Source organism: Paraclostridium sordellii (assembly GCF_000953675.1).
Taxonomy (GTDB): Bacteria; Bacillota; Clostridia; order Peptostreptococcales; family Peptostreptococcaceae; genus Paraclostridium; species Paraclostridium sordellii.
The window spans coordinates 291,557-316,499 of record NZ_LN679998.1; the positions used below are offsets into that span (position 1 = coordinate 291,557).

General features: G+C 26.1%; 19 protein-coding genes. 17 read left to right on the forward strand and 2 right to left on the reverse strand.

The features are described 5' to 3' along the window. The first annotated feature begins 36 nt into the window (after nucleotides 1-36). The 4 genes from ATCC9714_RS01475 to ATCC9714_RS01490 all read left to right on the forward strand — a co-directional run bounded on the left by ATCC9714_RS01475 (nucleotide 37) and on the right by ATCC9714_RS01490 (nucleotide 2,021). Nucleotides 37-300, forward strand: coding sequence for a hypothetical protein (locus ATCC9714_RS01475; RefSeq protein ID WP_155485749.1), 264 nt, complete (start codon nucleotides 37-39; stop codon nucleotides 298-300). Between the two features lies 1 nt (nucleotide 301). Further along, nucleotides 302-847, forward strand: a complete 546-nt coding sequence (locus ATCC9714_RS01480) for a hypothetical protein (protein ID WP_057574354.1) — start codon at nucleotides 302-304, stop codon at nucleotides 845-847. 84 nt (nucleotides 848-931) lie between these two features. Next, nucleotides 932-1,252, forward strand: coding sequence for a hypothetical protein (locus ATCC9714_RS01485; RefSeq protein WP_057574353.1), 321 nt, complete (start codon nucleotides 932-934; stop codon nucleotides 1,250-1,252). Nucleotides 1,253-1,451: 199 nt separating this feature from the next. Further along, nucleotides 1,452-2,021 carry a hypothetical protein gene (locus tag ATCC9714_RS01490; protein ID WP_057574352.1) on the forward strand — a complete coding sequence of 190 codons (570 nt, stop codon included), beginning with the start codon at nucleotides 1,452-1,454 and terminating at the stop codon, nucleotides 2,019-2,021. Nucleotides 2,022-2,650: 629 nt separating this feature from the next. Here the strand turns inward: ATCC9714_RS01490 and ATCC9714_RS01495 are convergent. Next, entirely contained in the window at nucleotides 2,651-2,926 is a 276-nt protein-coding gene (locus ATCC9714_RS01495) for a hypothetical protein (RefSeq protein WP_021126486.1), read from the reverse strand. Nucleotides 2,927-3,769: 843 nt separating this feature from the next. Between ATCC9714_RS01495 and ATCC9714_RS01500 the strand changes: the two genes are divergently transcribed. The 5 genes from ATCC9714_RS01500 (at nucleotide 3,770) to ATCC9714_RS01520 (ending at nucleotide 10,995) form a co-directional block, all read left to right on the forward strand. Beyond that, nucleotides 3,770-5,011, forward strand: coding sequence for a DEAD/DEAH box helicase (locus ATCC9714_RS01500; RefSeq protein ID WP_057545586.1), 1,242 nt, complete (start codon nucleotides 3,770-3,772; stop codon nucleotides 5,009-5,011). An 806-nt stretch (nucleotides 5,012-5,817) separates the two neighbouring features. Next, on the forward strand, nucleotides 5,818-7,146 hold the full coding sequence (gene glpT, locus ATCC9714_RS01505) for a glycerol-3-phosphate transporter (RefSeq protein ID WP_054629626.1): 1,329 nt from the start codon (nucleotides 5,818-5,820) through the stop codon (nucleotides 7,144-7,146). Between the two features lie 253 nt (nucleotides 7,147-7,399). Continuing rightward, entirely contained in the window at nucleotides 7,400-7,840 is a 441-nt protein-coding gene (locus ATCC9714_RS01510; protein WP_054629627.1) for a LytTR family DNA-binding domain-containing protein, read from the forward strand. A 5-nt stretch (nucleotides 7,841-7,845) separates the two neighbouring features. Further along, a complete protein-coding gene (locus tag ATCC9714_RS01515) occupies nucleotides 7,846-8,295 on the forward strand; it encodes a hypothetical protein (protein WP_021126478.1) in 450 nt (149 codons plus the stop codon). A 651-nt stretch (nucleotides 8,296-8,946) separates the two neighbouring features. Next, nucleotides 8,947-10,995 (forward strand): methyl-accepting chemotaxis protein, encoded by a 2,049-nt coding sequence (locus ATCC9714_RS01520; protein ID WP_057545587.1) that lies wholly within the window; start codon nucleotides 8,947-8,949, stop codon nucleotides 10,993-10,995. A gap of 266 nt (nucleotides 10,996-11,261) precedes the next feature. On the opposite strand, the gene ATCC9714_RS01525 is transcribed toward ATCC9714_RS01520, so the two are convergent. After that, nucleotides 11,262-13,367 carry a hypothetical protein gene (locus ATCC9714_RS01525; protein WP_057545588.1) on the reverse strand — a complete coding sequence of 702 codons (2,106 nt, stop codon included), beginning with the start codon at nucleotides 13,365-13,367 and terminating at the stop codon, nucleotides 11,262-11,264. A 1,124-nt stretch (nucleotides 13,368-14,491) separates the two neighbouring features. Here ATCC9714_RS01525 and ATCC9714_RS01530 point away from each other — a divergent pair. The 8 genes from ATCC9714_RS01530 to ATCC9714_RS01565 all read left to right on the forward strand — a co-directional run bounded on the left by ATCC9714_RS01530 (nucleotide 14,492) and on the right by ATCC9714_RS01565 (nucleotide 24,826). Beyond that, nucleotides 14,492-16,333, forward strand: coding sequence for a CDP-glycerol glycerophosphotransferase family protein (locus ATCC9714_RS01530; protein WP_057545589.1), 1,842 nt, complete (start codon nucleotides 14,492-14,494; stop codon nucleotides 16,331-16,333). Nucleotides 16,334-16,363: 30 nt separating this feature from the next. Continuing rightward, complete coding sequence (locus tag ATCC9714_RS01535) at nucleotides 16,364-17,830, forward strand: hypothetical protein (protein ID WP_057545590.1); 1,467 nt, start codon at nucleotides 16,364-16,366, stop codon at nucleotides 17,828-17,830. Between the two features lie 237 nt (nucleotides 17,831-18,067). Next, nucleotides 18,068-18,478, forward strand: coding sequence for a peptide deformylase (locus tag ATCC9714_RS01540; RefSeq protein WP_057545591.1), 411 nt, complete (start codon nucleotides 18,068-18,070; stop codon nucleotides 18,476-18,478). A gap of 236 nt (nucleotides 18,479-18,714) precedes the next feature. After that, on the forward strand, nucleotides 18,715-20,094 hold the full coding sequence (locus tag ATCC9714_RS01545) for a sigma-54 interaction domain-containing protein (protein ID WP_021130110.1): 1,380 nt from the start codon (nucleotides 18,715-18,717) through the stop codon (nucleotides 20,092-20,094). A 309-nt stretch (nucleotides 20,095-20,403) separates the two neighbouring features. Then, nucleotides 20,404-21,141, forward strand: coding sequence for an isochorismatase family protein (locus tag ATCC9714_RS01550; protein WP_054629634.1), 738 nt, complete (start codon nucleotides 20,404-20,406; stop codon nucleotides 21,139-21,141). Between the two features lie 89 nt (nucleotides 21,142-21,230). Beyond that, the gene (gene hydA, locus ATCC9714_RS01555; protein ID WP_057545592.1) at nucleotides 21,231-22,622 is read left to right on the forward strand and encodes a dihydropyrimidinase; all 1,392 of its coding nucleotides are present in this window, start codon (nucleotides 21,231-21,233) and stop codon (nucleotides 22,620-22,622) included. A 303-nt stretch (nucleotides 22,623-22,925) separates the two neighbouring features. Continuing rightward, a complete protein-coding gene (locus tag ATCC9714_RS01560; RefSeq protein WP_021130107.1) occupies nucleotides 22,926-23,369 on the forward strand; it encodes a MarR family winged helix-turn-helix transcriptional regulator in 444 nt (147 codons plus the stop codon). 77 nt (nucleotides 23,370-23,446) lie between these two features. Then, nucleotides 23,447-24,826 carry an MATE family efflux transporter gene (locus ATCC9714_RS01565; protein ID WP_057545593.1) on the forward strand — a complete coding sequence of 460 codons (1,380 nt, stop codon included), beginning with the start codon at nucleotides 23,447-23,449 and terminating at the stop codon, nucleotides 24,824-24,826. Nucleotides 24,827-24,943: the final 117 nt, after the last annotated feature.

A 24,943-nucleotide genomic window follows, 5' to 3' on the forward strand; every position in this document is an offset into this window, starting at 1 on the left:
AAATAGATATTTGTAGATGGAGGGATTAATGAGTGAATGATAAAGCGAGAGAAGAAAGAAATGCATATTTACGGGAATGGCGTAAAAAGAATAAAGATAAAATTAAAAAATATAATACGAGATATTGGGAGCGCAAAGCGTCAAAAAGAAAAAAAGAGGGAGATATATAGAATGTATGAATCGAGTATAGCAGTGAAAAAAGAAGCTATTAGAAATAAAATATTTGAAATGATAGAAGAATTAAATTATGAGGAATTATTAGAAATGGAAAAAATGTTAGATGAGTTGGGGGTTAAATAATATGATAAAAGAAAATATAAAAACAGTAGTAGATACTTATAATTCTAAGATACAGAATATATTAAATGAGATATCTGTAATAGATTCAAAAGATCATTATACTAATGAATATAAGAAACAACAAAAGGATCCTAAGTTTAAGCAAATAAAAGATTTAAAAATTGAAGCTAAAAATAAAATGTTAGATGCTTTTAATACTAAAATAGATGAAATAAAAAATAAAGAAGTATTTAATTTTAGTGATATAGAAACAAGCAATATATTAAAAATGATAGAGATAGGCATAACATCTATGCGTACTGATGAAATACAATATTTAGTAGATAAGTATTCAGATAATCCTGTTATATACAGAGCAATAGAATCACAAGTTAAGAGAAATGATATTATGAATATAAAAATGCCATTTAAAACATTTATGCCTAATACTAAGGAGATAGAAAATTTAAGAGATACTTTATGTAATAGTATGGATATGAATGATAATTCCTTATTTAGTAGTTTAGCATTTAAAATGACAATGGCTAATAATGATAATATATTTTAAGTTTTAATATGTAGAGGGATTTATATAGGACCTATATAATTCATATATAAATTAAGGTTAGATTGTGCAAAAGAGGGATTATATATGGAAAGACCAAGTCATTTACCTAAAGAGCTAAGCGAGGAGAATTTAAAATGGCTTAGAATATATGGTTATTGTTTAAATGCAGATGATGAAAACTACAAAAAATTAAGAAATACTTTGAAAGAGTGGTATCCATATGAATATTATTTTTACGTTGATTTAAATTTAAATAATGAAGCTAAAAAGAAATTTGATTCTTTAACTATAGATGATTTTAAGTCATATAAAGAATACTGGAAATCAGCAAAAACAATTACTAGACACGAGAAAAAGAGATTAATAAAAGAATTATATGGATTAGAAAAAAAGGGGATTATATGAATAATATTAATAGAGCTATATGATAAAAAATAAAGTCATATAGCTCTTATTATTTATGCCTAAATATAGAATTATTGAATTTCACTTTTAAGATTTATATATAATAAAAGTTGGAATTTTAGAATAGAGTATATGCTTTAAAGTAGAGTTTTAATAATAGCATCCGAATATATTAATTATAAGAGGATAGGGGGAAAAAATGGTTTTAGAAATATTTATAATTTTAAATTATATTGTGTATGGTAGTGTTATATTATGGGCAATTATAACTCAAGACTTTATATTTTTATTAAGTATAGTGATTTCAACTATTGTTATATTTAAAATTCATAATTATTTTATAATTCGAATAAATAATTTTTTAATTATAAATAGATCGAGAAAGACTATACACCAATCTATAGATATAAAAACATTTATAATGTTATCTAAAAAAAATAATTTTGAAGAAAATAAAGTTAATGGAAATATACAAAGTTACGTTAGATATGCTAGATATGAATTAAAAGAATTTTTTATGAATTGTCCATATGATGTAATATTTACGACTACAAACCTTTTTATGGAAAGGCAATTAAAGAGACTACAAAATGAATCTATAATAAAGATTGAAAAATGTAATGGCTCAACTAAAATACAATCTCAAATTTTACCTAAAATAATGTTAATGGGCATTAAAACTAATATAAAAAATATATTTAATAAAAAATATTGGAAGTATATAACTCGGAAAGAGAAAGTAAGTAAGTATAAAATATTTATAAAGTAAAATAATCAAGAACTCTAGAAATTGGGTTCTTTTTTACTTTTCAAAACAACACGAATAAGCGAGGTTTTGATATGGATCAATCAAGAAATATAAATAAAGTTAATATATAAGGTATGAAATATTAATATAATTATTTAATATAAGAGAAATTTACAAAACAAACAAATAATTACAAAACGACAAAGGGTTAAATAATTAACTTAAAAGTGTTGTAATACCTGAGGTGTATAGTTTAAGCGTTCTTTATTATATTGAACGTTCTATTGAAAAAGGGTGCATTTTTTATATATAAAGATGCACCCTTTTTTATGGAGTAATCAATTAATTTACAAAACGACGAATCTAGCTTTAATTGAGCTATAGTGTTGAAATAACTACGCTTATTTAGAGTAGTTATGTTGTTTTATATGGAGTACTCCATAAACATATTCATATATTAAGATTAAACATTTATCAATTAAATAAGATAGATTAGGAGATTAGTTACAATTATTTATACTTACTGGACAAGTGAAGCTCAATATATTATATTTAGGAAAGGGTAAAATTCTAGATTTTTAAGAAGCTTAGATAGTTAAACTATTTGAGCTTCTTTTTAAAATCATAAGAAAATTATATTGATTTAAACTTTAGATTAAAAATATACCTGAGATAAATCCTGTTGCAAAAAATATCACTATATTTAGAGTAGTTAATACTGATTTAGATATATTCTTTTTAGAACATATATTACATATAAAATCCATTATATTCATAGATATACCTAAAGGTGCACATAAAATAGCAATTTTTCCAAATACACCTATCTGAGTATCGTTACTAAATACATAGTATGAAATTATACTTACGCAAATAAGCATTAAAGCTATACGTAACAATAATGAATTGTTTTTAATATTTTTCATAAAATCTCTCCTTAAAATTACTTTATTCTAATTATACATTATAAAATTAAAATATATTAAAATTGGACTAAGATAGGCTTTTTAGGGAGTAAAATTTTCTATTCTAAATGGGTTTGAAATGATTAATAGAGTATTTATATCTTTATTTCTTAAAATTGATTTAAATAGGCATAACACAAAATAACACAACTATAACACAATTGCATTTAAATAATATCAAAAAATGCTAAATCTAAAATAATGAAATTTATAATGTATATATTGGAAATACTATAGTGTATAAAAGTAAAAAAACTATTAAAAATAATATATTAGACTCCCCTCGTCTCCACCATTGAAAAACACGAAAAGATATTGATATATTTATATTAATATCTTTTTTTATTTAATGCAGCAGAATATAAACATAGATAGAATAAATAAAGAATATTTAGAAAATATGAAAGCTATGAGAGTTTAGCTTGTTGAATTTCAATAGTTATTTAGTTCAAAATATAGCTACAATTAGTGAAAGTAAAAAAGTGAAAAGCGCTAAAAGAAATATTCAATCAGTAATATTAGATGCTCAATTATAAGTTTCAATTAGACATATAAATGGGAATACGCTAGACAGCAGAAAATTTAATTTAGATATTATTAACCAAAGAGAAAAAATTAGAAAGCAATCTAAAATAATTAAAATTAAGTAGCAAATAATAAATATATCGTTATTTTAAAGGATATGATGTATAATAGAAAAGATAAGCACTTTTTATGTTTAGATATTAAATGGCATATGAAGTGTTTATTTTTATTTTGTAAACAATTTAGATTAATATAAAAGGAAACAAAAAGGAGATATAAATGCTATTTACAGATTTAGACATAATTAAGCCGATACAAAAGGCGTTAAAAGAAGAGGGCTATTTAAAGCCAACACCAATACAATCAAAGTCAATAACACCATTATTAGAAGGTAGAAACTTGTTAGGATGTGCGCAGACAGGTACTGGTAAAACTGCATCTTTTGCAATTCCTATAATACAACAAATATATAATGATAAAAAAGCCCTAAAAGGCAAAAGAACTATAAAAGCGGTAATACTAGCACCCACAAGAGAATTAGCAATACAAATAGAAGAAAACTTTGCAGCTTATGCAAGGTATACAAATATAAAAAGTTTGGTGATATTTGGAGGCGTATCTCAAAATGCTCAAACTAAAGCATTAAAACAAGGGGTAGATATACTAATAGCAACTCCAGGTAGAATGATTGATTTATACAATCAAAAATTCTTAAAATTAAATGATGTTAAGCATTTTGTTTTAGATGAAGCTGATAGTATGTTAGATATGGGTATGATACATGATGTAAAAAGAATAATGAACTATTTTCCAAAGGTTAGACAAAATATATTTTTCTCAGCTACTATGCCAAAAGAAATATCAAAATTAGCAGATTCAATATTTAAAAATCCAGTTAGAGTAGAGGTTGCACCAGTTTCATCAACAACTGAGATGGTTGACCAAAATATTTACTTTGTAAGTAAAAAGCAAAAGATAAACTTACTTATAGAGTTATTAAAAAATAATCCAAAAGAATCTGTACTTGTATTTTCAAGAACAAAACATGGAGCAAATAAAATAACAAAAGAGCTAATATCATCATCAATAAATGCTACTGCCATACATGGGAATAAGTCTCAAAATGCAAGACAACTAGCATTAAATGACTTTAAAGAAGGTCATATTAGAGTACTGGTAGCAACTGATATAGCTGCAAGAGGAATTGATATTGATGATCTACCATATGTAATAAATTATGATTTACCAGAAGTTGCAGAGACTTATGTTCATAGAATTGGAAGAACAGGAAGAGCGGGAAGAAGCGGTAGAGCAACAGCATTTTGTTCAATGGAAGAAAGAGACCTGTATAAGGCTATAGAAAAACTTATAAATAAAAAGATTAAAGTTGTAGAAAATCACAGTTTTGTATCTAGTGCAGAGGATATAACTGTATCAGCTAAAAAGAATAATAGGGGTAGAAGAAGACCTAATAGAAGTAACAATAATAAAAATAAAGATAAATTTACAAATAAACATTAAAATTAAAATATGGTTGCTAAGCTAATCCGAACCTAAGTAGTAATTAGCCTAGTTATTCAGCTATAAGGGTTAAAGATAATTTAGCGAACTTAGATAGTTAAAGAAGTAATAATAAAATCGTGGAAATTATTCATTGGATTCATCTCCACTATTAAATAAAAAAGATATTAGTAATTACTAATATCTTTTTTATTTTACTATCAATCTAGATTTAAAATTAGTAAAATAATTTCTTCAAATATTTTTTAAAATACTTTATTTGAAAATTTACATCCCAAAGTGCTATTATGACCTCATAAGACAAAACGAAACAAAGTAGGAGGAAATGATTAACTACAAACCCAACACAAAACTAATAAAACTAATAAAACTACACATGCTAAAAAAGGCTACTCAATAACTAAACTAGCAAATAAAAGCAACCTAGGAAAATCAATAGTATCAAGATCAATAAACCAAACAGGAACACAAAGAAGAAACAATATACAAAATAACTAAAGCCGTAGATATAGAAATAAAAGAACAGAGGGGCTAAAATGTATAAACAATATGTAAAATAAAGGAATAATTATAGAGTTCATATTGAGAATTAAATAAATTTAGGGTAAACGTTAGCAAGCTATTTATTGGAAAATGTTGAAGAATAAGTTAATATGTGCTAATTTTATATTAGAGATAAAAAATTTAGAGAAAATATAATATAAAGTGCGTTAGAGAATTGGAGTCAAGCACAAGCCTTAACATTAGTTAATAGTACTAATATAGGCTTAGCTTGGCTCTTTTTTAGCGTAAAAGGAGGATCTTTAATGTTAAAATTTTTAAAGCCAGCACCATTTGTTAAAAGGTTACCAGAAGAAGAGATAGCTCCAACTTATAAAAGGTATCGTATTCAGATATTTATAAGTATTTATGTAGGATATCTTTTATACTATTTTGTAAGAAGTAATTTTGCCTTAGCAAAGGTATATCTTATACAACAAGGGTTTACAAAGGTTGAAATAGGACTTGTTGCATCAGCTTTAGGGTTATCCTATGGTATTAGTAAATTTGTAATGGGAAATGTATCAGATAGATCTAATCCAAGATATTTCTTAGCAATAGGTCTTATATTGTCTGGGGTAGTAAATTTATTTTTACCAAATGCAACTAATGTTGCTTTTATGTTTGTTTTAATGTTATTAAATGGATGGTTTCAAGGAATGGGATGGCCTCCATGTGGTAGGATAATGACTCACTGGTTTTCAGATAGGGAACGTGGTGTAAAAATGTCTATTTGGAACACTGCCCATAATATAGGTGGAGGATTTATAGCTACAATTGCATTAATTGGAGTTTCATTATTTGGAACATGGAAAGGTACTTTCTATTTACCAGCAATAATAGCGATTGTAGGTGGAGTAGTATATACTATATTTGCAAGAGATACTCCACAATCTGTTGGATTACCACCAATTGAAGAATTTAAAAATGATTATCCAGAGTATGAGGTTGAGGGTGTAAATGCTGAAGAAGAACTTACTGCTAAGGAAATTTTATTTAAGTATGTATTAAATAATAAATTATTATGGTGTATAGCTATTGCAAACGTTTTTGTATATTTGGTTAGATATGGTGTTATAAATTGGGTTCCTACATATCTTCAAGAAGTTAGAAATTTTAACCCAAAAGATTCTTCTATAGCATTTGCATTATTTGAGTATGCAGCTATACCTGGAACTATTATAGTTGGATGGATTAGTGACCATATATTCCATGGTAGACGTGCTCCAATGGGTGTAATATGTATGGTTGGAGTAGCTATAGCAACAATGGTATATTGGAAAAGTACAAGTCCACTTGCTATAAATTGTGCATTGGCATCAATAGGAGCTTTAATTTATGGACCTGTTATGTTAATAGGAGTAAGTGCACTAGACCTTGTACCTAAAAAGGCAGCCGGAACTGCAGCAGGATTTACAGGCTTATTTGGGTATATGGGAGGACAGGTTTTAGCTGAGGTTGCAATGGGGATGGTAGTTGATAAGTTTAATTGGGATGGAGGTTTTATAATGCTAATAATATCTTCAGTCTTAGCAATAGTATTTTTATCATTTACTTGGAATGCTCATAACACAAAAGAGAAAGCTAATGCTTAATTATATAAGAAATAAAAATAAATAAGGAAACTATGGGTATGATGTTAATGAATCATATCTACAATTAAAAATAACAAAAACACATTGATGTAATGGTCAATGTGTTTTTTTATTTATAGATTAAAAAAACAATAAAAGTATAGTTTACTTCTATGGTATTTTGTCCGTATGGTATTAACATATGACCAGATAGTTAAGAATGATTGTTTTATTCTTAGAACTTAATTATTATGAAGTAAATAGGAGATGAATAATGAATGTTATAATTGAGAAACAAGAAGATTTAATTGAAGATAAAGTTGTTATATATTGTAGAGAAGAAAATCAAGAAATAAAAAGGATAAAAGGATTTATAAAAAATATAAACATGAAACTATGTGCATCTTTAGATTGTAAGAAAATAATGATTACACCTGAAGAAATTTATTACATAGAAAGTGTTGATAAAAGAACTTTTGTATATCTAAGAGATAAAGTTTTAGAATGTTCATTAAGGTTATATGAGATAGAAGAGAGATTTAAGGAATTTTCTTTTTTTAGGGCAAGTAAAAGCACTATAGTCAATGTAATGTACATAAAAGATATAAATATATTGTTAAATAGAAATCTACTTGTAACGCTTGAAAATAAAGAAAAACTTATAATATCAAGGCGAAATGTAAAAGATTTTAGAAAATTAATTGGTTGGGAGTGATATGATTGAGTAATAATTATGATAGTAAATTAAAAGAATTGATGAATGTAGTAGTATTTGCATTTTCAGTTATAGGAGCAATTGTAGTACTTGCATACATTTATAAGTATATTCATGGATTTGATGTTATTCCAATGGGATTTTTTAAGCAAATAATTGTATATGTAGCATTTTTCGCTTTAGCAGTAATCATATGCTTTACTGATATAATTCCTATAAATATATCTCAAGGAACAAAGCTAATAGCAACTATTATTGCTTTTTATATTTTAACTATGAATTCATTAAGCCATTGTCCTGCAAATCCAATGGGAAGTATTGAAAGGTTTGTAGCTTGTACTGTGTGGTATTTTTTTATGGTAGGCTGTGTAATAGTAGCGTGGAATATATATGAGACTATAACTTCAAATAAGTATAATAAATACCTTAAAGAATATCAAAATTTGAAGAAATAAAAATCTGTGTATTAATTAAAGAACTGACTTTCTATAGTGAAATTAAACTATAGGAGGTCTTTTTTTATATTTAAAATAAAAATAAAATTATTTACTTAAGAAATATATTATATAACCTTAAGGATTCATCATATATTTTTTAGGAATAGTAACAAAATAAACGATAGTTATATAAGTTATTTTGCTTATAAGATTAAAGTTTCTAGGCTTATATTTAATTAGAAATTTATACTGTAGGTTATATTATCAAGGAGCTTGAATGGAATATGTATGAAAATTTTATAATTTATGAATATTTTTATATATATTAATAAAAATGCACATAACCTCTACATTATTTATAATAACGTCCGATTATATTAATATATATTATAAATTTAACTGTGAAATTATAAAAATCAAGGTGATTTAGAAATGCAAATCTAGAGGAACTTTTTTAGTTAGCTAGTTACACAAATTTATTTTATAAAAGAGTATTAATATATTTATGTTAATGCTCTTTTGTTTTATAAAATAAAAAGGTAAAATTTAGCAATTTTCATAAGAAGAGTACTCTAGTGCATAAATAATTAAGACCTTAATAGTTAAATTTGTTAGTAACACCAATAAAATCAATAAGGAAAGTAAAATAATAAAGGGAGATAAATAAAAATGAAATTTAAGTTAGGGCACAAACGTAATGACAAAAGTAAAAGTATAAAAACTAAGCTTACATTAATTATTTCTTGTTTTGTAGTTATTTGCTGTTTATTATTAGGAGCAACTACAAGCTTTCTAAATTACAAGACTTCTAATAATATTTTATCAAAGGCAATTGTAGAAACAACTAAGCAAGCTTCTGAAACTGTTTCTCAAAAAATTATAAATCTTGAAAATGCAGCAATTCAAACAGGGATTATTAAAGAGATTTCAGATCCAAAGGTAAGTAAAGAAGAAAAGCAAAATATTATAGCTAGACAGGAAAAGCTATATGGATTAGCATTAGGTCACATTTTAGATCTAAAAGGGATAGATGCTTTTAGTGGTAAAGATTATTCTGATAGAGAATATTTTAAAATTGCTATGTCAGGAAAATCATATATGAGCAGTCCTATTATTAGTAAAACAACAGGAAAACCTACAATGCTAGTTGCAGCACCTATTTGGGAAAATGGAGTACAAGGTAGTAAAATAGTAGGGGTTGTAACTTTTAATGTAAATAAAGATTTCCTAAAAGACATTGTTTCTAATATACAAATAGGCGAAAATAGTTATCCTTATCTTCTAGATAAAGAAGGAACAACAATTGCGGCTAAGGATGATAGCCTTATTGGTGGACAAAATACTATAAAAAAAGCAGAAACAGATAAGAGTTTAATACCTTTTGCAGAGGCAGATAAAAAGGTTATTTCAGGAGAAACAGGATACTTTAACTTAAACTATGATGGTAAAGGTAAGGTCCTAGGATATGCGCCAATAAAACATAGTGATGGTTGGGGGATAGGTATAACGACAAATAAAGATGATTTCCTTGGAGATATGTATACTTCAATTATAATTACAGTAATATTAGCTATAGTATTTACAATTGTAGCATTTATTGGAGCAATGAAGCTTTCAAATAAAATAGGTAACCCATTAAAAGAATGCAGTGAAAGACTAAAAATGTTAGCTGAAGGTGATTTGAATTCAGAAACTGCAATTGTAGATGAAGATAATGAGATAGGGCTAGTAGCAGACGCTACAACAAAAATAGTTGATGATTTTAGAAAAATGATAAATGCTCTAACATATATATTAACTGAAATTAGTAGTGGTAATTTAGATGTTAATGCAGATAATGATGAATTAAATGATTTATTTGTTAATGATTTTGAACCTATGTTAGTAGCTGTAAATAAAATTTTAGATAGTTTAAATAGTACTTTAATACAAATAAATGTAGCAGGTGAACAAGTTGCAATTGGTTCAAATCAATTGTCAGAAGGTGCACAAGTACTTTCACAAGGAGCTACAGAACAAGCAAGTTCAACTCAAGAACTTTCAGCAACTATAAATGAAGTTGCATTACATGTAAAGCAAAATGCAGAAAATGCAGTAAGAGCAAGAGAAATATCTATGAAATCAAGTGTTGCTATAGATAGAGGAAAAGAGCAAATGCAAGAAATGATTGCTGCAATGGATGAAATTAGCAATACATCAAACAGAATCGGAGATATAATAAAAAATATTGATAGTATAGCATTCCAGACGAATATTTTAGCACTTAATGCAGCAGTAGAAGCAGCGCGTGCTGGTGAGGCTGGTAAAGGATTTGCAGTTGTTGCAGATGAAGTTAGAAATCTTGCTTCAAAATCTGCACAAAGTGCAAAAGATACATCTGATTTAATTGAAAAGGTACTTATAGCAATAGAAAATGGTACAATAATTGTTTCAGAAACTGCAAAATCTCTTGAGGAAGTTGTTTATAGATCACAAGAGTCATCAAAAATTATACAAGAAATAGCAGATGCAAGTAATGAACAAGCTCAGAATATTGATAATGTAAATATTGGTGTAGAACAAATATCTACAGTTGTACAGGCTAATTCAGCAACCGCTGAAGAAAGTGCTGCTTCAAGTGAAGAGTTATCAAGTCAAGCTCAAATGTTAAAAGAACTTATTGATCAATTCAACTTAAAAAATGATCAAGAAAATTCATTTAATAGCCAAGGATTTTAAATATAATTTTATAGAATAATAATGAATATGATTTTTATAAATCATACCTAAAATTAAAATTTATTAAAGGTTATTGGTATAGGTACCAATAACCTTTTTAAATTAAGGGGTTTAGTTTATTAAAGTATAAATTTAAAAAAATATGACTAATATTGTATTTTGATTGTTCTATTTTAATATTTGATAAGTGTAAAAATAAAATAAGCTATCACATAAAGAATTAAATTTATTATGTGATAGCTATTATTGTTTTATTAAACAAAAGATTAGTTTGTCTTATGTTTAATTATTTTCTTTGTTAATATAAATAAAATAGTAAATGATACAGCAAAGGCTAAAACATAAATAATTATTGAATTTAAATTTAGCCCTTTAGCTTGTGAATTACTATTTATAGAAGATAAATACATACTTTGTAGTATAAAACTACCTTGCCCAGTTGATTTAGATGGTGATATCTCAACTGTAGAAATCTTTGAAAGATCTACTTTATTATTAAACTCACTAAGAGGGATCATAAGCGTTGAAAGTGGTGTAATATTTGAATACATTGTTTTAGCATACTCATCTCTTAGTGCTATACTTGTCATTTTACCCGGTTGATATTGTAATGAATAGGTATCTTTAGGTGTAGAAATAGTATGGAATTTACCGTTTTTATCAGTAAGAGTTATATCTAGCATTTGATTTTTACCTTTGTTAATAGGCTTTGTTGAATCTTGCATGATTTCAAAAGAAATCGTATCAAACTTAGTAAAATCATTAGACTCTGGAAGTTTAAAATTAACTTTATCACTTGTATTTTTAAATTCAAGTGATATCAGAGGATAATTATCTGAAATCCCTGGCAATCTTACGTTCCCAGCAGTATTTTTTTTATCATCTGTGCTTGCTATAATTTTCTTAAAGCTTCCAGAAATCATTTTAGAGTTAGAATCCGAACTTGAATCAAATAATACTTTACTTTTTCCTTTAACAAAACTCATTAATACCTTTTGATTATATAAAGTTCCATCTTCACTAGGCATTATTCCTGATAGGCTTCCTTTTTCAATACAGGATTTAGCAAAGTTTACAATATATTTGCTTGAAAAATTTTGCTGTTCTTTAATTGACATAGGTTCTTTTAGTGTATTACCTTTAGCGTCAACGAATGAATTATCCTCACCAAAAATTGTAGAGTTAAAGTTATTATGATTAGCAGAGTATAAATATAGTAGTTGAAGGTCACTGCTTCTTTTTTGCAAACGGATTTTATCAAATATATTACGACCGTCTAATGTAATAACATCTCCATCAAGTTGTGGTAATATAATTCCTGTAGGAATATCATCATAGTTATTAAAATCTTGCCAGTAGTTTGCTGGTGCAATTGAAATATTTCCTTTAATATTAAGACCTATTTCTTTTAATATTTTATTAGCTAAAAATAAGTTTTGACCACCTCTTGAATGTCCAACAAGAATAACATTGTTAAAATCAATTTTATCCTTCATATCAAAGCCATAAGGACTTTTATCACCATTATTAACACTATTTAAAAGTGGCTTAACATGTTGTTTTAATATTTTACTAAATAAATCTTTTTGTGTATTATTTAGTGAACTCTTATCAGAATCTGAAGAGTCTAAATAGTATATTGGTGTTAAATTTAAACCAAGTGATACAAATTTTTCTTTTGCTAGTGATTTCATATTACTTGAAAAACCAACATCAAAATATGTTGATAGTCCATCTCCTTGGTATGAACCATGTAAAAAGATTACTAAAGGTAATTTTTTTCCTTCAGGAACAGTAATAGAGCCATTATTATTGTATGATATGTACTTTGAAGGATTTCCTTCCTCTAATATGTTATATACATTATCCGGTAATACATACTTATCCTTACCTAAGTTATAAACAGATACATCATTATACTTAGGGGCAGACGAATTAACGATAAATTTATCCATAAGTCCAGATTCTATGGCAGTAGAGGTATTCATTTTTTCAAAAATACTATAAGGTGCATATATTTTATTATCTTTTTCATAGTACTTATCTTTTAGCAATTTGCCATTTACATTAATTTGAAAAGTATTCTTATTAAAAGTTATAATATCCTTTTTATTATTAGCTGAAATTATATACTGGAATGTATTTTCTTTTTTATCATCTGATTTAATTCCGGATAATTTTGTCATAATTTCAACTAAAGAAAAGTATGGTCTATCAGATCCAGAGGGATCTTTTTGGAGCATATCCTCACTAATTATTTCAAATTCATCTCCTCCAATCAATAAAGATGCGTATGAATTGGATGATGAAAATATAATTATCATTGAAATACTTAATAAACAAATAAATAGTTGCTTAATTTTTTTAAACATTGTTTTGATTCTCCTTGTGATGTATTAATTTAATTTACAGAATAGATCTATAAAAAACCTAGGGTATATATAATAGACGATGAAATAATACAAAAAGTTTTAATAATTATTTTTATTAAAAAATAGAATTGGAAAATATATTAAATCATGAAAGATAAGGAATAGAATTGGATATTAAAAAATTTATAAAATTATATTAGAAAAAACTAAATAAGATTTGACTTAAAACCTGTAGTTGGAGTTGCTTTTGGAGCTACACTAAGGCTATGAAAATAAATGTTTATAGATTATATAATCATATGAATAGTTATTTTGGCTTCTGTGTAAATGGAAATATAAGTATATTAGGGTAAAAATATTATAAAACGAAATATTAAGTTAATTATAAAATTTAGTTGAGATTTTAAGAATAGAGTAGTGTTTTTTAGTATAGATAACTTTTTAGTGAATTTGAATTTTATTCTAAATTCTAAACAAATTTTGATACCTAAAATATATAGATGGTTTTTGTTTTTGCGACAACATACATATAAAATCATTAAAATACTTTGTTTAGAAAATATTTTAGAAAGATAGTAAAAGTACATAAAAATATGCTAAGTGTAGTTTTGGTGCACTACATTAGAATATGGAAAAAACAACAGGATTAAGAATTATATCTACTATATACTAGATTGAATAAGCCATAAGAGTATTTCGATATAAAGTATATTATTATAATTAAATTTATTTATTGAGTACTTGATGTACTTAACAAAAATTAAAACATCAGAAAAGGAATCCGTATATATTAAATATGATAAAATAGGTAAAACTTAGCTAGGAAATTATAAATTTATTTTACCTGTTGAAAAGTAAAAAGATTGAAATAATTAATTTAAATTAGTTAAAAGCTTAGAGTTTAAAGATAAAATGGTTTTTATTATATATACCGCTCTATTAAAAGTGGGTTCATTCTTTATATACAAGAGTGCCCATATTTTTTATGTATCTCGATAGAATTTAATAAATAAAAACTATTTTAATTAATATAAAATATATATTTTAAGAAAAATGTAAGATATCTAAATGTTAAATATAAAACCTAATTGTTATAAATTATTAGACGATGGAGAATTAGCTAGATGGAAATTATAAATAAGATAGAAGAATTAATAAAAAAAAATGATATAGAAAATGCTTATAAATGCATAATCGAAAATGAAAAACAATATTTAAATAATGCGGAGTACTGGAATTTAAGAGGTATTCTATGTTCACAAATAAAAGAATATGAAGCAGCAATAAGTTGTTATAAAACTTCAATTGATATTAAGTGCAATTATATAGATGCATATTTTAATTTAATATATACATATATGATTACAGGAGAAAAATTAAAATCTGTTTTAAATGCAAGCATATCGTTAAGGTATATCAATGACATAAATTATATAAATGATATAAATAATTTATATCAATATGAAGAATCATCAAAAAATTATATAAAAGTATTAAATGAATCTAAAACCAATGCTTATATGGAAAAGGATAATGCCAGTTTAATAACATATATAGCAGGTGATTTTAACCATATTAGAAAAGAGGATATACAAAGTTTATATGAAAATAATACATCATATAACTGGGCTTATATAAAAGATGACTATGTAGTTACAAATAAAGAGATTATAAGTATAGATAATTTTTTATCTAATTATAACCATTCAGATTTTGATATAATAGTTCCTTATGATATAAATTATATAAATATAACAAGAAGCATGGCAACAAAGGGAATAGATAAGTGCTTTATATTAATTTCTCATGAGGGAAAATTAAAACTTATTGAGATAGATAATGAAACTATGACAGGTTTAAAAAATGAAGATTACAAAAGAACAGTAACATTGAATAGATTTAATGCAGCTGATTCAAATGTATACGCATTAATAAAGTATATTCCACAAAAATATAAACATAAGTATAAACTAAATGTTATTAAAGGTACTGATGTTTATGACATAGAAAATATAGTTAAAGTACCTATAATATCACCTATTACTATCTCAGGATTTAATACATTTTGTAATGTTTACCCTAAACTTACTTACAATATTGAGGTAGGTCATGGAGAGGTAGGTTTTAAAGGCTGTGGATTAATGGATAAGAAAAATAAGGAATTTTCATTCACTCCAGAAGAATATAAAAAAATAGATAAAATATTTACTCCATCTAAAATGTGTATGTTGTTAACAAGTGCATTTACTGCTACACCAGAAGATAAATATGAAATAACAGGAAATCCTAGAACAGATCTTGTTATGTTATCTGACGGAAAAAGTAATTTAGAAAAATTATTAGGAATATCTTTAGAAAATAAAAAAGTTATTTTTAATATGCCAACATTTTATGTGCATGAGAATTCAGGTATAGAAAATGGTTCAACTGAACTTAATGATGCTATAAAAATAAAAGATTTTGACTATGAGGAATTCAACCAATTTTTAATAGATAATAATATAATTTGTATATCAAAGGTACACCATGGAGAAGAAAGAAGTATCACAAATAGAGTGAAAAATAGAAATTTAGATAACATGATATTTATATCCAATGATGATTTAGAAAATAAAGATTTAGATCTGTATGAAGTTTTAAATGCAGCTGATATTTTAATTACTGATTATTCAAGTATATACGGAGATTTTTTATTTATGGATAAGCCTACAATATTTGTAAATACAGATATGGAGATATATGAAAAAGAAAGAGGGATAATTTTACAACCTTATGATTTTTGGGCAGCAGGACCTAAAGTACAAAAACAAGATAGTTTATCTGAAGAAATAATTAAATGTATCAGTGATAAAGAGTATTATAAAAAAGAACGAAATACTATCAGAGATATTTTTTATTATCATAAAGATGATAAATCAAGTGCTAGGGTATGGGATAGTATCCATAGTTTATTAAACAATTTATAACAAAAATTTATGGGGAGATAAGAAAAAACTATGAACAATCAATACAATTTACATAAATATGTAAATGGAAATAATATAATTGATAGGATTATAAGTATATTAAATGAAGATGATATAAATACAGATATGGAGATAGAAATAATTAATGCTATAGCTGATTTTATACAAAATAACCTTCAGTATGATTACCTAGATTCATTTAATAAATTAGCAGATGTAGTAGTAAATATAATAGAGAACTTCAATAATAAAAGCATAGACTTATGTATAGATAAAAAAAATAGAATAGATAATTTAATTAAAGCCTTATTTGACTTAAAAGAAGATATTAATAGTATAGAAGTTAATTTATATTTTTATGGAAAAGATAAATATAATATAATTAATAGATGTACAAATAAAAGTATTACATATATAGATGATATTAATGAATACATACATTTAAACAATGAAATAAAGAATGACCAAATTAAAATATTAATAGTAAGTGAAGAAACTGTAGATAGTAATTTAGACTTTAACTTATATTTTAATGATGTATTATATTACGATAAATTAATGAATGATATGTTTGTAATAAGTGAAAAAATATATTATGAAAATTATGATTACAATTATTTGTCAAAAACTCTAGAAAAGTGTAAACGTGAGAATATAGAAACATTAGTAGTTGGGAACTCGTATCCATTAACAGGTATAGATAGTAAGCTTTTATCAAATATATCAGAAAATTTATCTATATCTAGTCAAGATTTATATTATTCTTATAAACTAGCAGAGAAAGTCATAAACAATAATAAAAATATAAAAAGATGTATTATAGGAGCTGGATATTATCTAGTAAATCATGATTTATCTAAATGTAAAAGTGAATATTCTACTAATATGGTTAAATATTTATATTATCCTATATTAAAAGATAAACATAACTCAGAGAAAGTAGATACTATAGAAATTTCAAATCTAAGAAACATATTAAATAATAATGTAATAGATTATATATTCAATTTAGAATTTTTAGATAAGCACTTTATAGATTTATTATATAGAGAAAATAACGGATACTTTAATAAAAATCTTAGAAGAGAAATGATTAGTATTTTACGTGGAGTTAAATTAAGCAGTATTATCGATGATGAAAAATATAGATTAGGTGAAATTAGAGCAAGCCAACATAATGACCTATCTAAGTATACTGAAACTAAAAAAGAATATAATTATATATTTAATGATTTTATAAACTTTTTAGAAGAAAAAGGGGTAGAACCTGTAATAGTTGTATTTCCAACTACTAAATATTATAGTAAGTTTATAAACAAAACATATGAAGATGAATTTTATAAAATCATAGATGGTATAAAAGAAAAATATGAAGTTAAGTTAGTTGATTTTTCTAAAATGGATATATTTGAAGAAGATGATTTTATAGATTTTGATCACATGAGTGAAGCTGGATGTATTAAGATAACACATGAACTAAACAAAATATTAGATTAAAAAATAACATAGATAATAACCTAATTTTATCATTATTAAATATTTTAGTAAAAGAACTTTATATAAACACTATGAAATAAAGCTAATTTATTTTATAGTGTTTATTTTATATAAATGAAAATATATTCAATAAAGAGTCTTATAATTACTAATACAAAATATTATAGTATAATTTAAAAGTATAAAATAAAAATGAAAGCTAAAATAATTTAGGATAAATTAGAAAGGTTGGATAAAATGATAAGAAATATTGTAAAAGACATATCATTTCTAGCACAGAAATCAGAAATTGCAACGAAAGATGATGTAGGAGTTGTTAATGATTTAATAGATACATTAAATGCAAATCTAAATAACTGTGTAGGTATGGCTGCTAATATGATAGGAGTAAAAAAATGTATACTAGTATTTACTGTAGGGAGTATTATAGTGCCTATGATAAACCCAGTTATATTAAAAAAAGAAAAACCATATGAAGCTGAAGAAAGCTGTTTATCATTAATAGGATTTAGAAAAACAATAAGATATGAAAATATAGAAGTAGAGTATTTAGATATAAACTTTAAAAAGCATAAACAAGCATTTACTGGATTTACAGCACAGATTATCCAACATGAAGTAGATCATTTTGAAGGTATAATAATCTAATATTATAAATTTATAATATTACTTATTTTGAATATGAATTTAAATTGTAATAGACTAATTAAAAGTGTTAAAAAGGGGCTGGCTCATTAAATAATTAATAAATTATTTAATGAGCCAGCCCCTTTTATTTTAATACAGAAACTATTTATAGAAGGAAAATAATCCTTTTTAATAGAATACATTATAAAACAAAGAAACTTAAAAAATGACTAGCTTTAACAAAGGGGGAGTAAGTCTTGGTTATTAGTTTTTATAAAAAAGCCCTTGATTCAGCTTTTGATGGAATTTTAATTACTGATGGACAAGGAAACATAATATATGTAAATTCTAAATATGAAGATATTACAGGACTTAAAAAAAAGGATATTATAGATAAAAACCTTTCATTACTTTTAAAGAATGAAATCATAAACAAAGCAATATCTTTAGAAGTTTTAAAAAGTGGTAAGTCTATTTCCACAATACATAAATATGTCACTGGTAAGTCGGCATTTAGCTCTGCAAAACCTATTTTTGATAATAATAAAAAAATAATAGGAGTAATAAATAACACTAGAGATATTGATGAACTTGTGAAATTAAAGTCTGAAATTAAGGAGCGTGCTGCTAAAGAAGAAAAAGTAAACCAAGAGATAACTCATTTAAAAAAATTAATAAACAAAGATGAAGAATTTATATTTGAAAGTAATGCAATGAAAGATACAGCAAAACTTGCTTGCAAAGTTGCAATGTTTGATTCAACAGTAATGATATATGGAGAGTCAGGAACAGGAAAGGAAGTATTAAGTAAATATATTCATAGTTTAAGCCCGAGAAAAGATAATATATTTATAAAAGTAAACTGTGCTGCAATACCAAAGGAACTATTTGAATCAGAACTATTTGGATATGAAAAAGGAGCATTTACTGGAGCTTCTAGTAATGGGAAACTAGGTTTTTTTGAACTTGCAAATGGAGGAACCTTATTTCTTGATGAAATAGGAGAACTTCAACTTTCTGTGCAATCAAAGCTACTTCGCGCTATTCAAGAAAAAGAAATTACCAGAGTAGGGGGGAAAAATCGCATAAAATTAGATATAAGAGTTATTGCAGCTACAAATAGAAATTTAGAGCAAGAAGTTAAAGATGGGAAATTTAGAGAAGACCTTTATTTTAGACTTAATGTATTTCCTGTTACAATACCACCTCTTAGAGAAAGACGTGAGGATATAGAAATATTAATAAAACATTTCATTAAAAAACTAAATAAAAAGTATAAAACAAATAAAAGCATATCTAAAGAAGCAATGGATTATCTTTTAAAATATAATTATCCAGGTAATGTTAGAGAACTTGAAAATATGGTTGAATACCTATTTATATTAAGTGAGAAAACTATAGAAGTAGAAACCATACCTGGTAAAATTTTATCTCAAATAATGATTTCTGATTATAAAAGTGGAAATAGTATTATAAGAAAAGAAAAGTTAAATCACCTTATGGGATTGTATGAAAAAACAATAATAGAAGATACAATTTCAAAATATCACACTCTAGAAGAGGCTTCAGAAGTTTTGGGGATACATTACTCTACATTATCAAGAAAAATGAATAAGTATAAATTAAAATTTACATAAGATAAATAGATAAAAATAAAAATGATATTTATATAAAAAATTTTAAGTTAAAATCTGTATTTTATTTGCAAAATTGCAAAAAGTTAATTTACTTTGCATTTTTAAAAAACTGAAATCTAGGTAAAGTCTGCGAATTAAGTAAAATTTATTTGCAAAATTGCAAAGAAAAAGTATTTGATGAAATAAAATTTGGCTATATAGCTAGGTTTTCATTAAATTTATTTTTGGCATGAACTTTGCTATATATAAAGGCAAAGGAAAAGTTTCCTTAATAAAATAATAAAAAGTATTTGGGGAGGAGATTTTATTATGGCTAAAAATAAAGATTACAAGTTTGTTGATGAATATGGATTTGATGAGGAATTACTAAGAAAGGCATTTGATGAAGCAAGAGAAGTATATAAAGAAAGAGGATTTATGAGAAAGATGGGTTATGGTAAAGCTCCAGCTATAACAACTGTTGATATGGCTAAAGCTTGGATGAGTGAGGGGCATCCATTTACTTGTGACCACTCTGAAGAGGTTTGTGCAGAAGCTCTTAAAGTTTTAGAAGCAGGAAGAAAAGTTGGAGTACCTATATTCCACACTACAACTGGATATGTTGGAGAGAAACAATGGGATCTTCCAAGATGGGATGAAAAAATACCTATGAGTGCTCTTGACATAAATTCAGATTGGATGGACATAGATCCTAAGTTAAAGCCAAGACCAGAAGAGCCAGTTATACATAAGAAGTATGCATCTAACTTCTTTGGAACTCATTTAGCTCAAACTCTTACTTACCTAGGTGTAGATACTCTAATAGTAATGGGAGCTACTGCATGTGCATGTGTTAGACACACTGTTATGGATTCTACTGGATATGGATTTAAAACTATAGTGCCAAGAGGAACAATAGGAGATAGAGTTCCTGGAGTTATAGAGTGGAACTTATTTGATATGGAAGCTAAATTCTGTGATGTTGTTTCTGTTGAAGAAGTTGTTAAGTACTTAGAAGGAATAGATCCAAGTGTATATACTAAGCCATCTAGAAGAGCTGATAGATAATAGTTTACTTAAAGTTCAATAATAAATAATTTATTTAAACAGGAGGTGCATTTTATAAGGTACCTCCTGTTTTAAGGAGGAGAGTGTTTATGGGGATAATTATAAAAAATGGGACTATTGTATCAGCTAATGATGAGTTTGTTGGAGACATACTTATCGAAGATGAAAAAATTATAGAAATAGGAGTTAATTTAAATTCTAAGGGACATGAAGTAATAGATGCTTCTGGAAAATATGTAATGCCAGGTGGAGTAGATGAACATGTTCACATGGGATCTTTTGATACACTTTCTTTTGAAACATCTCATGCAGCATTAGTTGGAGGGACAACCACTATAGTCGATTTTGCTCCTCAAATAAAAGGTAAGGGTGTAATTGAATCCATTGATATCCAAAATAAAGAACTTGCACAGGGTAAATCATCTTCTGATTATTCATTCCATGGGATGGTTATGGATATTAGTGAAAGTTTATTAGAAGAAATTCCTAAGATGGTTGATTCAGGTATTACAACTCTTAAATTTTTTATGGCATATAAATACACTCCGTTTATGGTACCAGATGATTTAATATTTAAAGGTATGCAAATAGCTAAGGATTATGGAATAACTATTATGGTCCATGCTGAGAATGGAGATATGGTATACACTCTTCAAAATCAGTTATTAGCTGAAGGGAAAACTGACCCAGTTTACCATGCATACTCAAGACCTCCTATTGTTGAAGATGAAGCTACACAAAGGGCTATTTATATTTCAGAACTTGCTGGGTGTCCATTATTTGTAGTTCATGTTTCATCAAAAGGTGCTATGGAACACATTAAGGCTGCTCATGAGAAAGGTCTTCCAGTATACGGAGAAACATGTACTCATTATTTAACTTTAAATCAATCCTTCTTAGAAAAACCAAATTTTGAAGGAGCTAAATATGTTTGTTCTCCAGCACTTAGAACAGACGAACATCTTGATGCTATGTGGGATGCAATAAAAAATAATTATTTAGTTGCTGTAGGTTCAGATCATGCAGCTGTTAAAGGTGGATTTGAAAAGAAAAAAGATGGGCTAAATAATTTTGCAAAAATTCCTAATGGTTGTCCTAGTGTACAAGATAGAATGGCTATGCTTTGGACTCAAGGTGTAGAAAAAGGAAAGATTTCAAGACAAAGATTTGTAGATATATTTTCAACTACGCCAGCAAAAGTAGTAGGATTATACCCTCAAAAAGGAGCTATACTTCCAGGGTCAGATGCAGATATCGTAATATATGATCCTTCTTATAGGGGAACTATCACACATGCTGATAGTTATGAAGGTACTGACTATGCAGCTTTTGAAGGATTTGAAAAACATGGTATAGCCGATAAGGTATTTTTACGTGGTAAACTTGTAGCTCAAAGAGGAAAATTTGTAGGTGAAAAAGGTAAAGGTAAATATATTAAACCAAAACCATATGGACTTTGTTATGATGGATTTAAAAAATAGAAAGACTTAAATTTTCTATATTTAATTTAACATATACTTATCTTTATAGTATAAATAAAAAAGAAGCTGTATTTAAATATTAATTTGAAACAGCTTCTTTTTATAATGCATAATTTAAAATAATATTTATTAACTTTAGAGAGGTAAATACTATAGTTAACAATGATATAATATTAAAATTACAATATTAGTTTGAATAGTAATTTTATTTTTTTATACATCATAAAAATAATTATATTGACATAGACAGTAATAGTAGTTAATATAGTTTAGTACAAAACAAATTTGTATGGAGGTATTTCCATGATAAATAAAAATAAGCTTAAATTAGGTCTTGATATTAGTAAAATTAATCATATAATTTCAAGGAAGATGGATGCTTCTGTAATTAATGCAATTGATGATAACTTAACAATATCACAAGCTTATGTAATAGATTTTATTTCTATTGAAGGTAAGAACAAAGAGATTTTCCAAAAAGATTTAGAGCGAGAGTTTGATTTAAAACGTTCATCTGTTAGCTTAATGTTAAATAATATGGAAAAAAGTGATTTAATAGAAAGAGTGCCTGTTACAGAGGATGCACGTTTAAAAAAAATAGTTTTAACTGAAAAATCTAAAAAGATTTATGAAAAAATTTCTATTGCTATAGATTCAATAGAGAATAGATTGTCAGAAGATATAACACAAGAAGAAATAGAAGTATTTCAAATAGTTCTTGAAAAAATAAGAAATAATTTAGAATAACCGTTTTAAGTTTTAATAACGGTTATATTTATATAGATATTGTTTTGTACAAAACATAAATAAAATAGGAGGATTATATGTCAAAAGTATCTAACTTTACAGAGGGAAAAATTTTCTCACCTTTATTAAAGTTTGTAATACCTATACTACTTGCACTATTTTTACAAACCATGTATGGTGCAGTTGATTTACTTATAGTTGGTCAATTTGGACATGCTGCAGATGTTTCTGCTGTTTCAACGGGTAGTCAAGTAATGATGACTATAACTGTAGTGATTACAGGATTAACTATGGGTATTACCATATTAATAGGCCAAAAGCTTGGGGAAGGAAAGTCAAAGGAAGCTGGAAATGTTGTAGGAAGTGGTATTTCAATATTTGCTATTATAGCTGTATTTATTACTGTTTTAATTGTTAGCTTTGCTTCACCTATTTCAACTTTTATGCATACTCCAAAAGAGGCCTTTGATAGTACAGTAATATATATAAGAATTTGTTCTGCAGGTTCTGTTTTTATAGTTGCTTATAATATTATAGGAGGAGTATTTAGAGGATTAGGAGATTCGAAAACTCCACTTATTACAGTGGCAATTGCATGTGTTACAAATATTATAGGAGACTTAGTATTTGTGGGAATATTTAAAATGGCTGTTATGGGAGCAGCTTTAGCTACTATAATGGCTCAGGCGATTAGTGTTATATTATCTATAATAATTATTAAAAAGCGTGGACTTCCTTTTGAATTTTCTAGAAAGAGTATAAAGTTTCATAAAGGTTTAACATCAAAGATAATTAAATATGGAACGCCAATAGCTTTACAAGATGGACTTGTACATCTATCTTTTCTTGTAATTATGATTATAGGAAATTCACTAGGAGTAATTCCATCAGCAGGAATTGGAGTTGCAGAAAAACTTGTTGGATTTATAATGCTTATACCATCAGCCTTTTCTCAAGGTGTATCTGCATTTGTTGCGCAAAATTATGGAGCTAAAAAATACGATAGATCAAGAAAAGTTCTTGTTTATGCAATTTCAGCTTCTTTATGTTGTGGAGTTGTAATGTTTTATATTACCTTCTTCCATGGAAATTTACTTGCAGGAATGTTTTCTAAGGATAAAGATGTAGTTTTAGCAGCTTGGGAATATATGAAAGCATACGGAATAGACAGTCTTTTAACTGCAATTATGTTCTGTATGGTAGGTTATTTTAATGGATGTGGAAAGACAACTTTTGTAATGATACAAGGAATAATAGGAGCATTTGGGGTAAGAATACCAGTATCATATATTATGAGTAAAATACTACCGGTATCATTATTTAAGGTAGGTCTTGCAACGCCAATGTCTACATTTGTACAAATTATATTATGCATAATTTACTTTACGATACTTTCAAAGAAATTATCAAAAGAAGAGACCTATATTGATATAATTTATAAAGTACAAGAGCAGTAAAATATTTTATTTAAATTTATTAAAAAGCCTTATAACATATGTTATAAGGCTTTTATTTATACAGAAATTTCATTTTATTTTAATATTAAATTTTAAAACTATATATTATTATTTATC

Coding starts and splice junctions, on each gene's coding strand:
- ATCC9714_RS01495 (WP_021126486.1), bottom strand. CDS start 2,926: ATGAAAAATATTAAAAACAATTCATTATTGTTACGTATAGCTTTAATG.
- ATCC9714_RS01490 (WP_057574352.1), top strand. CDS start 1,452: ATGGTTTTAGAAATATTTATAATTTTAAATTATATTGTGTATGGTAGT.
- ATCC9714_RS01475 (WP_155485749.1), top strand. CDS start 37: ATGATAAAGCGAGAGAAGAAAGAAATGCATATTTACGGGAATGGCGTA.
- ATCC9714_RS01565 (WP_057545593.1), top strand. CDS start 23,447: ATGTCAAAAGTATCTAACTTTACAGAGGGAAAAATTTTCTCACCTTTA.
- ATCC9714_RS01510 (WP_054629627.1), top strand. CDS start 7,400: ATGAATGTTATAATTGAGAAACAAGAAGATTTAATTGAAGATAAAGTT.
- glpT (WP_054629626.1), top strand. CDS start 5,818: ATGTTAAAATTTTTAAAGCCAGCACCATTTGTTAAAAGGTTACCAGAA.
- ATCC9714_RS01485 (WP_057574353.1), top strand. CDS start 932: ATGGAAAGACCAAGTCATTTACCTAAAGAGCTAAGCGAGGAGAATTTA.
- ATCC9714_RS01535 (WP_057545590.1), top strand. CDS start 16,364: ATGAACAATCAATACAATTTACATAAATATGTAAATGGAAATAATATA.
- ATCC9714_RS01550 (WP_054629634.1), top strand. CDS start 20,404: ATGGCTAAAAATAAAGATTACAAGTTTGTTGATGAATATGGATTTGAT.
- ATCC9714_RS01520 (WP_057545587.1), top strand. CDS start 8,947: ATGAAATTTAAGTTAGGGCACAAACGTAATGACAAAAGTAAAAGTATA.
- ATCC9714_RS01480 (WP_057574354.1), top strand. CDS start 302: ATGATAAAAGAAAATATAAAAACAGTAGTAGATACTTATAATTCTAAG.
- ATCC9714_RS01525 (WP_057545588.1), bottom strand. CDS start 13,367: ATGTTTAAAAAAATTAAGCAACTATTTATTTGTTTATTAAGTATTTCA.
- ATCC9714_RS01560 (WP_021130107.1), top strand. CDS start 22,926: ATGATAAATAAAAATAAGCTTAAATTAGGTCTTGATATTAGTAAAATT.
- ATCC9714_RS01530 (WP_057545589.1), top strand. CDS start 14,492: ATGGAAATTATAAATAAGATAGAAGAATTAATAAAAAAAAATGATATA.
- ATCC9714_RS01540 (WP_057545591.1), top strand. CDS start 18,068: ATGATAAGAAATATTGTAAAAGACATATCATTTCTAGCACAGAAATCA.
- ATCC9714_RS01500 (WP_057545586.1), top strand. CDS start 3,770: ATGCTATTTACAGATTTAGACATAATTAAGCCGATACAAAAGGCGTTA.
- hydA (WP_057545592.1), top strand. CDS start 21,231: ATGGGGATAATTATAAAAAATGGGACTATTGTATCAGCTAATGATGAG.